General features: G+C 31.7%; 12 protein-coding genes and 2 pseudogenes. 9 read left to right on the top strand and 5 right to left on the bottom strand.

The window, feature by feature from the left end; all coding sequences use genetic code 11:
- The first annotated feature begins 21 nt into the window (after nucleotides 1-21).
- Nucleotides 22-1,344: an MATE family efflux transporter gene (locus ACO1DI_RS22535; protein WP_228307858.1), complete on the top strand. Its 1,323-nt coding sequence runs from the start codon at nucleotides 22-24 to the stop codon at nucleotides 1,342-1,344.
- Nucleotides 1,345-1,817: 473 nt separating this feature from the next.
- Nucleotides 1,818-2,018, top strand: coding sequence for a hypothetical protein (locus tag ACO1DI_RS22530; RefSeq protein ID WP_080963444.1), 201 nt, complete (start codon nucleotides 1,818-1,820; stop codon nucleotides 2,016-2,018).
- A gap of 356 nt (nucleotides 2,019-2,374) precedes the next feature.
- Here ACO1DI_RS22530 and ACO1DI_RS22525 read toward each other — a convergent pair whose 3' ends face one another.
- The gene (locus ACO1DI_RS22525) at nucleotides 2,375-2,722 is read right to left on the bottom strand and encodes a hypothetical protein (protein WP_047751948.1); all 348 of its coding nucleotides are present in this window, start codon (nucleotides 2,720-2,722) and stop codon (nucleotides 2,375-2,377) included.
- 458 nt (nucleotides 2,723-3,180) lie between these two features.
- On the opposite strand from ACO1DI_RS22525, the gene ACO1DI_RS22520 reads away from it, so the two are divergent.
- Nucleotides 3,181-3,363, top strand: coding sequence for an aspartyl-phosphate phosphatase Spo0E family protein (locus tag ACO1DI_RS22520; protein ID WP_047751949.1), 183 nt, complete (start codon nucleotides 3,181-3,183; stop codon nucleotides 3,361-3,363).
- A 440-nt stretch (nucleotides 3,364-3,803) separates the two neighbouring features.
- On the opposite strand, the gene ACO1DI_RS22515 is transcribed toward ACO1DI_RS22520, so the two are convergent.
- Entirely contained in the window at nucleotides 3,804-4,577 is a 774-nt protein-coding gene (locus ACO1DI_RS22515; protein ID WP_047751950.1) for a TerC family protein, read from the bottom strand.
- 583 nt (nucleotides 4,578-5,160) lie between these two features.
- Here ACO1DI_RS22515 and ACO1DI_RS22510 point away from each other — a divergent pair.
- A complete protein-coding gene (locus tag ACO1DI_RS22510) occupies nucleotides 5,161-5,802 on the top strand; it encodes a hypothetical protein (protein WP_047751951.1) in 642 nt (213 codons plus the stop codon).
- Nucleotides 5,803-6,385: 583 nt separating this feature from the next.
- On the opposite strand, the gene ftsW is transcribed toward ACO1DI_RS22510, so the two are convergent.
- Nucleotides 6,386-7,576 (bottom strand): putative lipid II flippase FtsW, encoded by a 1,191-nt coding sequence (gene ftsW, locus ACO1DI_RS22505; RefSeq protein WP_228307857.1) that lies wholly within the window; start codon nucleotides 7,574-7,576, stop codon nucleotides 6,386-6,388.
- A 42-nt stretch (nucleotides 7,577-7,618) separates the two neighbouring features.
- Complete coding sequence (locus ACO1DI_RS22500) at nucleotides 7,619-7,876, bottom strand: hypothetical protein (protein ID WP_047751953.1); 258 nt, start codon at nucleotides 7,874-7,876, stop codon at nucleotides 7,619-7,621.
- A gap of 586 nt (nucleotides 7,877-8,462) precedes the next feature.
- Between ACO1DI_RS22500 and ACO1DI_RS22495 the strand changes: the two genes are divergently transcribed.
- The 5 genes and pseudogenes from ACO1DI_RS22495 to ACO1DI_RS22475 form a co-directional block, all read left to right on the top strand.
- Nucleotides 8,463-8,678: a hypothetical protein gene (locus ACO1DI_RS22495; RefSeq protein WP_228307856.1), complete on the top strand. Its 216-nt coding sequence runs from the start codon at nucleotides 8,463-8,465 to the stop codon at nucleotides 8,676-8,678.
- Between the two features lie 15 nt (nucleotides 8,679-8,693).
- Nucleotides 8,694-9,071: pseudogene (locus ACO1DI_RS22490) on the top strand (CorA family divalent cation transporter); the annotation flags it as partial.
- A 1,030-nt stretch (nucleotides 9,072-10,101) separates the two neighbouring features.
- Nucleotides 10,102-10,578 (top strand): YrvL family regulatory protein, encoded by a 477-nt coding sequence (locus tag ACO1DI_RS22485; RefSeq protein WP_047751954.1) that lies wholly within the window; start codon nucleotides 10,102-10,104, stop codon nucleotides 10,576-10,578.
- 149 nt (nucleotides 10,579-10,727) lie between these two features.
- Entirely contained in the window at nucleotides 10,728-10,904 is a 177-nt protein-coding gene (locus ACO1DI_RS22480; RefSeq protein WP_155404210.1) for a hypothetical protein, read from the top strand.
- A gap of 553 nt (nucleotides 10,905-11,457) precedes the next feature.
- Nucleotides 11,458-11,868 (top strand): annotated as a pseudogene (locus ACO1DI_RS22475) (NUDIX hydrolase); the annotation flags it as partial.
- A 120-nt stretch (nucleotides 11,869-11,988) separates the two neighbouring features.
- Here the strand turns inward: ACO1DI_RS22475 and ACO1DI_RS22470 are convergent.
- Nucleotides 11,989-12,618, bottom strand: a complete 630-nt coding sequence (locus ACO1DI_RS22470; protein WP_228307854.1) for an HAD-IA family hydrolase — start codon at nucleotides 12,616-12,618, stop codon at nucleotides 11,989-11,991.
- Nucleotides 12,619-12,811 lie beyond the last annotated feature (193 nt).

Below are 12,811 nucleotides of genomic sequence, written 5' to 3'. Positions count from 1 at the left end.
ATGTAGAAAGAGGGTAATTGGATGAATCATCGTGCATATCTTACTTTAGCAATTCCTCTAACAATCTCAACTATGACGACTCCCTTACTAGGTGCCGTAGATACTGCTGTTGTTGGACAACTTCCAGCTCCAGCTTACATTGGAGGAGTTGCAGTAGGAACGCTTATTTTTAATACATTATATTGGTTATTTGGCTTTTTACGTGTTAGTACATCCGCCTTCGCTGCACAAGCAAATGGAGCAAGCGATCCAGATCAAGGAGTCCTTGCTTTATGCCGTCCGTTTTTATTAGCTGTAACACTAGGGATCCTTTTTATTTCTTTACAATGGCCAATTGAACACGCTGCCCTTCTATTAATCTCTCCCGATGCTGATGTAAGTAGGTTTGCCGTAGAATATTTCAGAATTAGAATATGGGGAGCACCCTTTACATTGATGAACTACGTTATTCTTGGTTGGTTAATGGGAATGGCTAAGATTAAACAAGCTTTATGTTTACAGATACTAACAAATGTTTTAAATATGCTTTTAGCTATTCTTTTTGTTCATGTTTTTTCTTTTGGCGTACAAGGAGTTGCTACGGCTACCTTAATTGCAGAATTTTCAGCCTTTGTATTAGGTGTATTTATTGTTTGGAAAGCTTCTCCGTTTGAATGGAAGCTGCCCTCAGTTCAGTCGCTCCTGGATACACATTCTATGAAAAAGGTGTTTAATGTTAACAAAGATTTATTTATTCGGACTATTTGTTTACTAATTGTTATTAATATGTTTACAGCAAAAGGTGCTTCGTTCGGTACAGAATTTCTAGCTGCGAATGCTGTATTATTTCAAATTCACTACATAATGGCATATCTTTTCGATGGTTTTGCCAATGCCTCAAGTATTCTTGTTGGTAAATCAATAGGATCCAATGACAAAGAGTTATATAAGAAAACTCTTACTTTATCTAGACAGTGGTCGCTAATAACAGCTTTCATCATATCTAGCTTATATACGATTTTTCAAGAACCTATTATTAGGCTTTTTACAAATCTACCTAATGTTATTGAAATTTCACTACAATACGGATCATGGCTTATTGTCTATCCGTTCGCTGCTTGTTTTGGACTTGTCATATATGGCGTTTTTACAGGAGCAACTGAAATTGCACCAGTTCGAAACTCTATGATTTACGCCACAATTTTATTTGTAATCATTCAGCTTATAATCACTCCTATATGGCATAATCATGGACTTTGGCTAGCTTTTGTTATCTATACTATTGGAAGGTCTGTCTTTCTGGTCATGTACACTCCTAGATTAAACAAAAAATTATTGCACTCAAAGGAACTAACAAGTTTTTAGGTGAAGAGCCTTGCCATAAGAATTGAGAACTGTTGGTATTTAAAGATATTGAGACTAATCCCCTCTCGGGGATTTAACACTTATAGTGGAATTAATCACTATACTATCTTATATCTAAACTAATTTTGAAAAACGTTCAATGTTCAGTCATCTAGCACGGTGAAGATAAACAATACGAATACTTTTTAGTAAAGTAATAACTAATTAGTTATTAATTGACTTATAGAATTGGTTTGCGTTGCCATTGAACAAACTTAATACTCCAAAGGGGAGTAGCTGTACAACAAAAGTCGTCACTACGAAACAAAATGTTTCCGGCTTTGTTGGAAATTTCAATTGTTAGCAAGACCTTTGCCTATTTTTTTAGTTGGGTGAAGTCTGTGTTTGTACATCAAGCGCTTTTATCTACTAAAAGGATAAAAGCGCTTTTTGTTTTTTATAGATTTAAAATGACTATGAGGAGTGGTTAAATCATGTTCAAGAAACTGTTTGATTCACTAATGAATAATAAGCACAAGCGTTACAGTAGCAGTGATTATAAAAGAGGAAGATCAAAACCTTTTAAGAGTTATAGCAGTAGTGATGATTATAGGAAAAGACGTGGTCATCACGGAAGTTATGGACATCATCATTATAAGAGGAAAAGAAAGAGTGGAAGTTTCTTTAGCAGTTAAATAAGAAAAGGGTACCTCGTTCTAAAAAATCTATAACTGAAAAGAAAGCATAACATATTCTTACCATAAAGAGTAGATTTCTACTGCCTGAGTATATGTATAAAAGGCTTGATTGTTATGACTCTCTTTAATCAATAATAATTAGCATGTTCGTCATTTATAAAAACCTGTATAACCTCATCATAGTAATCTTTCTTACCCCCCCCCTTGCGCGTGAGCTACGCGAAAAGAGGTTCTTTTTTTCTGCGGTCCAAAAGAGTGATTATGGTAACTAAAGCTTTACTACAACGTTCTCCAAACAGAAGTTGTTTATTATTTTAAATTTACCAATAGAACTTTCTAAACGGTTGAAGGTTCTATTTTATTTTCGAAACAATAATCCCTACAATCATAATAAAAAAACCCAATGCTGTTTTCCAAGTAGGAACCTCTTTGAAAAATAGATAACCCATTAATATTGAAATCACTATCTCTATTCCTTTAGATGTAACCAAAACAAATGTTAAATTCTGAATTGCTTTAAATCCAAATTTGATGCCATATCCGATGAGCATATTGGCTATTAAAAATAGTGGAAAGGCAAAAAGTTGATACTTTAAAGTCGTCCAAAAGGCTGGATCAATATGCTTGCTTTGATACGAAAATAACAGGTTTATTAGAAATAAACCAGAAAATAAAAAGGTAGCACCATAAAAATAACTCATACGTATACACTCTCATCATAATCATATTTGTTAGTAGTTTATCCAACAAATGTTTCTTTATGCTATAAAAATTGCCTTAGATAAAAATGGTAGCATTGATACAAAAAATATCTTCCTTAAATAATAGTTAGGAGGTCATTTCTTATAAATGATCTTGAAAAATTATGTTGTAATCTAACGGTCTTCTTTCGAAATTAACTATTATCAGATAAAACACAAGAAAAGCCCTCAAATTATGAGGACTTCTCTTGCCTATGAAATAAGAAATGGAATTTTCATTCGCATCTACAAGACGTATTGTAACATGTATTAGGTATTAAAAATGAGCTATTCAGACCCTGAAAAAGGTATTTTAAGACCCTAATTGGGTTTTAAAGGAAAGAATGTTGTTATATAGTGAAAATCTAGTTATTGTTAAATAAAAAAGCAACAACTTAGAGAAATAGGTGATGAGATAATTGCAAACATATAAATACAACAATGCTTTAAAGAAGGCTTTACTTGTAGATATAGAGGCAGGAAGAGAACTCATGATTCAAGTAGGTTTGGAAGAAGGATTTACGAGTAAGAACACCATTGTAATCAGTCAATTCATTGATCAATTGCTAAACCAATTAGAAAAGGTCACTGCAACTGATTAGTTTTTATTTTTATGTCAAAAAGCAACCTCAATCTGCCATAAGAAAGAGGTTACTTTTTGAAGTAACTCTATAACTGAAGATAAAACACAACAAATATCATCTTTCTCACTACAAGCAGGGGTATAGAAAGTGCTTGTAATATGCATTAATCCCATTCTCACCTACTCAAAGAACATTAAATCTGCATCAATGCATCAAAAAGAAAAAGCCACCTTTATCAATCTTATGTTTCTCAAAGCATTGGTTTTTCCATATGTATCGGAAAATTGTTTTATGTTAACCACAAACGTATAATTTTATAAACTACTTAATTTATCTAGACCGTCTTCATATGAAAAAGAAAGCCTTATCAATTTTACAAGGCCGTCTAATTTTCCTTTTTTACATAGTCCAAATTCAGAAGGTTTTTCTATGTTAATAAGTCATACTTAGTTATCTTTTTAAGATGAAGACTTTTGTAAAGGCTTATTGCTCGGTGCAAACCAACCAAATAGAGCAATACCAACTAATACTCCATAGAAGATCAATGTCCAAATAGTGCTATGGGGAAAATGAGAGTCTAAGACACCTATATCCTTATGAGCAAGTGTAATAACAGCAAGTTTGACACCCACCCAAGCAACAATGGCATATGCTGTAGTTTCTAAGGCAGGACGCTTTTCGAGGAGTTTTACAAACCAGGTCGCTGCAAACTTAATCAAGATAAGACCTGCAATGCCTCCAAGAACTACAACCGCAAATTGTCCTCCATCCATACCACCAATTTCATCAAACGGTGATTCTGGAAGACCAAGGGCTATAGCTACCGCAGCTAAAATGGAATCGACTGCAAAAGCAAGGTCAGCTAATGCAATTTTCCCTACTGTCGGCCAAAACCCTTTTACAACAGACTCCTTTTCATCTTCATGATGAATATTCTTATTGCGTTTCCCAATCCGGTCCTTAAGAACATGCTTTAGGCCTAAATACAGAAGATAAGCTGCTCCCACTGCCTGTATCCACCATACATTAGCGATAAATGAAATAGCGAAAAGAGCACCAAATCGAAAAATAAATGCCATAAGAATTCCATAATTAATTGCTTTTTTCTTCTGATCATCCGGTAGATGTTTAGCTATAACTGCTAGTACAAGAGCATTGTCAGCAGATAATAAACCTTCTAAACCAATTAGAATTAACAATGCCCAGGCGTATTCAATCCATATGGACTCCATTTATTTTCCTCCTTTCCAAAGTATAATTGATTATGTTAAAGAATTTGCTTACATTAGAATGACCATCTATATGAAGGGTAATCCTAAAGAATGGAACTTTCATTATTTTAACACTAATTCTATATATAATATTTATTAAAATGTAAATATTCAGAAGTTAAGTGTGGAACTTTGCTGATACTTCTCTAAAACATTATAAACACGTTTAAAACACCGTAACTCTCTCATTTTTAATGAAACAAACTTGGGTTACTACAATATAGTTATGGGAAAGTTAAACTGTATATATGTGAAATGCATGCAAATAGTATCACTACTTATATAGAGCTGAGGATTTTATATGAAGATGTTAGTAAAGGTATATACAGTTCATTATAAAGAAAAGAACAAAATATCTAACTAATTAATTTCAATTTGGTGACAGCATGGTCTCATACAAAGATAGTAGTTAACACAAGAATAATTATGATTATTCTTGTGACTATGCTATATTACTTCTCCGGTTTTAAAAAAGTAATTTCGTTTGGTTTTTTAAAGAATAGGCAATATAAACAAAAACAAACAAAAAGGAGAAATAAGCTATATGAATAAAAAAATGGTAATGCTTTGTATTTCATTAGCCGGTACTTTAGCTACAGGATCTCTTGTAGGATGCTCTAATCAAAATGAATCATCGCAAAATACATCACAAAGTGAAAATAGCTCTTCTGAAAACAAATCAAATTTACAACAGTTCTCCAAAGATCCGGATAGTAAACAACAAGGTGAAGACTTTGATTTAGTAGGAACATTAGAGAAAGAAACGAACGATGAGTTAACACTTGTTATCGATGGTAAAAAAGTAAAGATACCTAAAAGTAAGTCGTTTAAAGAAGAAAAAGATACACCCAAGGATATTGGTGGAAAACAAGTAAACGTAGAGATTGATGCTAAAAATAACAATGCAGAAAGTCTAGAGTTAACTCCTCAAGCAAAAGCAGATTCAAATGGTATATACGAAAAAGATGCTGATGGAGATTACAACATAATTGGAAAATTAATTAATGAAACCGATAATGATGTAACAATAGAAGTGTCTAGTGGAAAAAAGACTTATAAAAAATCTAAAGACTTTGAGCAAGATGACGACAATATGCCTGGAGATAGTAAAAACAAAGTTGTGCGATTAGAAGTAAAGAAGAATGATGAAGTTGAAAGTCTCGAGGTAAATCCAGAGGATCAATAAATGGAATAGAGAATTTAAGCAGCTTATTTGTGTTACCTATAATGTATGTTTTGTTCTTTTTAAAAAGGGGAATGATTAAATAAGATCATGTTCATTCTTAAAGTAAACACTTTTCCCTTTTCCAAACTATTTCGTTGGATATAGGCGCCCTAATAGGCGTCTTTTTTTTGCACAAAACAGGCAAGCTACCATGTTTTCATGAATATAGATAGGATAATAATGAAGAAAGGAAAGGTGTGAATGATAAGGAAGTTATCTATTCCTATTTTAACTTTAGTGATACTATGGACAATTATTCTTTGCCTAGAAAAACAAGTTATGGTGGCCTGTTTTCTATGGATCGTTTATAGCGCCTTGCAGTTTTTCCGAAGGGAATAATTTTTATCTTCTACATAAAGATTTTTAGGAAAGTATATAAATGATACATAAGAGGCGTTTTAATAGACCTTTGAATTCCCTTAGCAATACTACAAACTTGACCTCCTTCCATAAACAAAAGACACTGGCTCTTAACCAGTGTCTTTTGTTTATAATTTTATTTTATCCTCAACAATTTTTATAGAAATGTCATTCATACAAATCATTAGATACTTTTCAGTTCCCTTGGATCTGTTACTTTGTGTTTGTATTTCTTTTCAAATTTATTAAACATGGATATATTCGCTAGTACTCCTACAGCAAACATAAGCAAGGTAAGAGAAGAACCACCATAACTTACAAAAGGTAACGTTACACCTGTAATAGGAAGAATTCCCGTTACTGCTCCAAGGTTAACAAATGCTTGAATACCTATCATAACGGAAATACCGATAGCTAGTAGTGCTCCAAAAGGATCATTAGATCTTCTTGCTATTTTTAACCCTTGAAGGATAATAAAAAATAATAGTCCTAATACAAGAAGTACTCCCCAAAAACCTAGTTCCTCTGCAATGATTGCCATAATAAAATCTGTGTGGGATTCAGGCAGATAACCTGCCTTTTGAACACTTTGTCCTAATCCCATGCCCGATAGTCCACCACTCCCTATTGCCAAGTAGGAATTAACCAGTTGGTACCCATTTCCTTGTTGGTTCTCAAAAGGATGTAGATAGCCAGTAAAACGAGCTAAACGAACAGGCGAAAACACGGTGTCTATATGTCCCGTCACTAATAAAACGACTAACATAATAAGTATGCCTACTACTCCTAGTAAGGCAATCTTTAGCATTGATTTTATTGAAATACCTGAACATAAAACAATGGCTAAGACTGTGCCTAAAATAAGTAGGATTCCACCGTAATCCGGTTGTAAAGCAATTAAGAAACAAATAAACAAGACAATAAGAATAGGTGGAATAATAGCACGCTTTAAATCGTTTATATACTCTTGTTTATTCGCAAAAACAGCCGATAAATATACAATGATCGTTAGTTTCGTAAATTCTAATGGTTGTATTCTAATCGGGCCCAGGATAAGCCAGCTTTGTGCATTTCCTGCCGTATGTCCAAAAATAAGGACCAGGGCAAGGAGTGTAATCACTGTTATTAATAAAATTTTTAATACTTTTTTCTCTCGATAAATTTTATAGGGAATAAAGGCAGCAACACAGAAAAAGAAAAAGCCTGCTATCAGAGCAAGTTTTTGCTTTTGATAAAAATAATCTCCTTCTACACCGTAACGACTAACCGCCGTTACCATACTAGCACTGTAAACCATGACTAAGCCGATAAGACTTAGAACAGTTAAGGCTACAATAAATTTGTAATCATAACATTTTACTATTTTCTTAAACATACAAACTCCTCGTTCTTTGCAAGTGTAAGAATCTTATTTTCATCATAAAAAAAAGATTCTTAGTAAATTATATAGAGTGAAAAGAACACTCAATAGTATAATAACAGTTCCTCGCGCTTTGTTCTTTCCTACGATATAATCATTTATACCATGTAAGATAAAAGATACTGAAACCATAAGAACAGCTATATTGTACCAATAATCGCTATCAAAAAGCCAAGCTATACTCATACAAATAAGCAATACAATCAACGTGGCATTTCGAATTCGATTATCAATAAAAATTTGTGCGTATTTCATAAAAATCTCCCACTACTATGTCTTTTAGTATATATACTTATGATTTATTCTTTCCCCTCCATCTCACCTTATTAATTTGTAACATTCTTAGACGTTCCTGTTTTTAAGATTAATAATCCTTTTTATCTTAATAAACTAGGACGTATAGAACGTTTTCGTATACAATAAGTTGTTTTGTAGGTTTTAATTATAAACATTAGGATAAAGAAACGAATTCTCTGTTATACACTATTCGTTATTATACAGCTAAATTGATTTTAGTACTCTTCCTACCTAATTAAAATATGAAGAGGGATTTATGTAGTATTCTCACATTTGAAAGTAAGAAATAAAGAGAATTGCTATGTCGTTAACTAATACAGATAATTTCTCGCATTTCTTAATACTGGATACCATCCCTAGTTTCCTCCTCCTTTGTTTTATTATTTTTATAGATAAATATTTTAGGAAAAATAAAGATACAAGTGACGAAAAAAGAAGAAATATTAGAAAGATTTTATTGCCTTGTTAGCAGTCGGATTAATCGTTTACTTTCTGTAATATACTATACAATAGAGAATGATTAATCACATAGAGGAGCATCAGTATGATTCGAACAATAGCTATTACACAAGACCTACAGGTTAAAGAAGATGTGCCCCTTGCTCACCTATCTGATTCCTCGTTTAAATGGTTTTGGGTAGACTTTTCCTCTCCTTCTGAAGAGGAAGCAAAAGTGTTAGAGACCTTTTTCCACTTTCCCCCTTTAGCTATCGAAGATTGTCTTCACTTGTTACAACGCCCTAAACTTGATTATTATTAGGGTTACAGCTTTTTAGTTCTTCATTATTTAAATAGCCACACATTAGATGTTGAAGAAGTGGACTTATTTATCGGAGACAATTATTTAGTGACCTTTCACCTTAAACCATTACTCAGTATTGAAACAGTACAACAACGTCTTTTACAACATCCTAGTGGATTTAATAAAGGAGTGTCCTATATCGCTTATGCGGTTCTGGACCAATTAGTGGATTACTTCCCAATTGTGTATGAGATTGAGGACAAATTAAATGAAATTGAGAGCAAAGATACTAAAAAATCAATTGCTTTACTAATGAATGATGTTTTTGATATCCAAAGTGATTTATTGAAGCTCAGAAAAACTATCCTTCCTGAACAGCACCACAGTAGTTTTTCTTTATTTAGGTTGTAAACCGTATACAAATTTAGTTTTATAATATTCACTATAAGATCCAAATAAAAAAGCTAACTTGGGTCGTCATGTCAGCTAGCTTATAAAGGAAACTTAATATGAAATTTGTTTCACAATAAGTCATATCGTAATTTTCCAAAAGACTATTTTTATATGGAAGGGCATATGTATAAAAGGTGCACTTTTATACATTCTTTCCTAACTTATCCTTCAAGGAAAGCCTTTCATATCAAAGATGTATAAAAAGCTGCATAATTCATAATAGTAACCTTTTCTAAACTCCTTGAGCCACAAGGAGTTCTTTTTGTCATGTGTACCGGAAAGGTACATTATGGTAACTACCTTTGTATAGCGTATACAAGGTGAAATAAAATCAATTTTTTGATAAAATGGAAATATATTGATTTTTAAAATTAAAATAGCAAAAAGAGAGGATTATATAAATGCTGGGGGAAACCTTTACACTTTTTAGACCGATTTATTATTTGATAACTATCTTTTTAGTATGTAATTTTGTGTACGTAGTTTTTTTAAGCAATAAAATCAAAGCTAATAGCTATATATTATTCAACTCTTTATTCTTTGTAATAATTGGAGCGATGCTATTATTTCAACAAGGGATAATTGTAGATGAAACTAATCAATCAGGAGATCCAGTAATTTTTGATTTAACGATCTTATTTGGAGTTTTATTTATAGCTAGCTTTATCTTTAGGAATATAAAAAAGAGGAAAGTCTAAACTTTCCTCTTTTTTGCGTTATTGCCGATAATACGTTTATGTTAACTAAGGGTGTATATACATATTAATTATATCGTTTAAAGAGATTTATTTACTAAAAACCATTTTTGTATATAATTGGATGAAAGGAGGTTTTTTATGACTTATAATAAGAATAACTTAAAGCTAGTAGGGGCTACTTTATTTGGAGCTGGAATTGGAGCCATCTTAGGAATACTAGCTTATACGCACAATTGGCTAGGATAAATACATTAAAGAAAAATTAGCAGCAAGGGATGTGAATATTTACCTTGAAAGCAAAGAAAACTGGACCCTCTCACAATATATCTAATTTTTTTGCTAAAGCATTTACTGTTATTTTTATAACTTTAATTGTTATTATTGCTATTTCATTAATGCTAGGAGCATTTGTGTTTGGATTTATTGGTTTATTTGAAATATTTGGGGTACAATACGACTCATTTCTATCTCTATTAATATTCCTCTTACTGTTTTTTATTATTGGATTTATAGTTGATTTACTATCAATATTTCTTATTAATACATTTTCTCAACAAATTAGAAATTCTAAAAGAAAATTCCTCGTGAGACTGGTCATTGATTGTAGCTTTTCTTGGTTTGCTATACATACTGCTGATGAATTAATTAGAAGCATTACTATTCCCTCTATAACTGAGCTTATAGCTGTGTTTCTCCTCTTTTTGTTAGAAGTGGTAATGGATATGAATAGCAAAGGAGAAAGTAATAAGAACTCACTGGTACCTTGAAGTCTTTGGGGTTCTGGTGCAAAGATTACTTCAACCTAAAAGAACACCTTTCATAAATATAGTTATAAAAAAAAGGTAATGTATAGTATGTTTTATATTTCATAACACTGGCTCCAATCGTTTGTTCAATATTCAAGGGAGGGATGTTAATGAAAAACATATCGAAACATCATGATCTCCAACGAAAATACAGAGAAAAGCTACAAAACAAACAAAAATTAAACACATATGTGAGAGGTTGGTTCTTGTTCATTTTATTTGCTGTACTTCTCGTAGTATGGAGTTATTTTTTTGGCGGAACGTTTATGCCTTATCGAACAATGTAGGAAAATGAACGTTAATATTTTTATAGTATTATAAATTAATGTCATAAAAAGCAGAACACCATATTTGATGTTCTGCTTTTTATATTAATACCATCTATATTATGTTAGGAAAAATATTTAGTTAATAGTTCTCTTTTATTACATTGAAAAAAACAAAAATTAGTGTAAAATTACACTAATTATATAAAAATATAACTTATTTAGAGTTTGTTTTGGAGGTGTAATATATGATGAAAGCTAATGTATTTATATATACTTTTCTATTTTTAGCTACTGTATTAGCAATATTTGGTCAAGATATTTCTTATTTTATGGATAAGAACATAATAAAGTTAAATCCAATCTACTACCTGACTGCTATAACATGCATAAGCATTTTTTTATATCTAATTACAATTGTATTGACTTACATATTCAATAAAAAAAATAAACTTAAAAAGAGTATCCTGGATGTTTATTGGCTTGTTATCCTAGGACTTAGTTTGTTTCCCTATGGTCATTATTTGTTTTAGCTATGTGGTGGGGATAATTTTATAAAAGGGGATGGGGTCAGGTGACTAAGTGGAGAGGCTCTGCTGCAATCTGTATAAACGATCACAACGAAATATTAATGGTAGCCCAGGAGAAGGCGAATCAGCCAGAACTATGGTCAGTACCTTCAGGTGGTATAGAAGGCTCTGAGACATATGAAGAATGCTGTATAAGAGAGGTTTGGGAAGAAACGGGATACAAGATTTCGGTCATTGATAAAATATGTGAACGTGATACAGTCACATATGATGTAAATGTCCATATTAAGTATTTCGAAGTGAAGTTGTTAGGTGGGGAAAGGAAATTTCAAGATCCAGATGAGTTGATATTAGATATTTGCTGGAAGCCTTTATCAGAGATTAGTAACTTAAAAATGTTATTTGAGGATGAACGCCAAATACTGATAGATTACATACAGGAAAAAAAGGACTACAAATATAACTCCACGGGTTTGCAACTTAAGAAATATTCACATAAAAAAAGAACCCTTTGCCCATATAAGCAAAGGGTTTTCAAATTTATCGGAATAGATTAAGAAATATAAAAGCCATTATTATATTCTTGATAAAACATCTACAATCTCTTTAGGTTGTGTTATAACCTTATCTGCACGTCCTGTATTTAAAAGCTCTACTGAGTCGAATCCCCAAGATACTGCTATACAAAAAAGGCCATTTTTCTTAGCTGCTTTAATGTCTCTTAGTTCGTCACCTACATAAACCACATTTTCTTTCTTTAAATTATACTTTTTCAAAAATGAAGAAATATCTTTTGATTTAGAGAGAGGACTAAAAGAAAAATGACTATAATCAAATATATTAATAGAATGATTTGTTAAAAATTCATTCATTACAACTTGATTATTACTTGTTGTAAATCCTATTTTATAACCCTCCTGTTTTAAAAGACTGAGAGTTTCTTTCATTCCAGACACAGGTTTCAAATTAGGAATATATTGTTGAGATCTTCTTTTTATAGCGATCCCAACTAAGGGCATTTTATATAAAGGTAGATTAAGTACCTTGCATCTATTACGTATCGATAATGCACTCAAATAAGGAACATCTTCTTCTGAAATTTTTTTGTATCCCTGCTTCTCAGCAATTTCGTTATACATATCAATTGCTAAAAATTTTGTACTGGTAATGGTCCCGTTGAAGTTAAAAAGAATTACTTTTTTCATACACTTCTCCTTATATCTTATTTTCAAAGAATATTGTTTATTTAATGTTAAACAATTAATTTCTGAATTAAAATAGCATAATCCCGTTTATATTTTCAGTAAAGGTAAACTTTACAATTATACCATATAATTGCAATAAAAAAGAGAGGGAACTTTTTTTCCTCTCCATACCCCACAGTGAAAAATTTATATA

Origin of the sequence: Priestia sp. 40 (assembly GCF_049368575.1) — a bacterium.
Lineage (GTDB): Bacteria > Bacillota > Bacilli > Bacillales > Bacillaceae_H > Priestia > Priestia zanthoxyli.
Note: the sequence above shows the minus strand (reverse complement) of the source record. Positions and strands in the feature narration are given on the sequence as shown.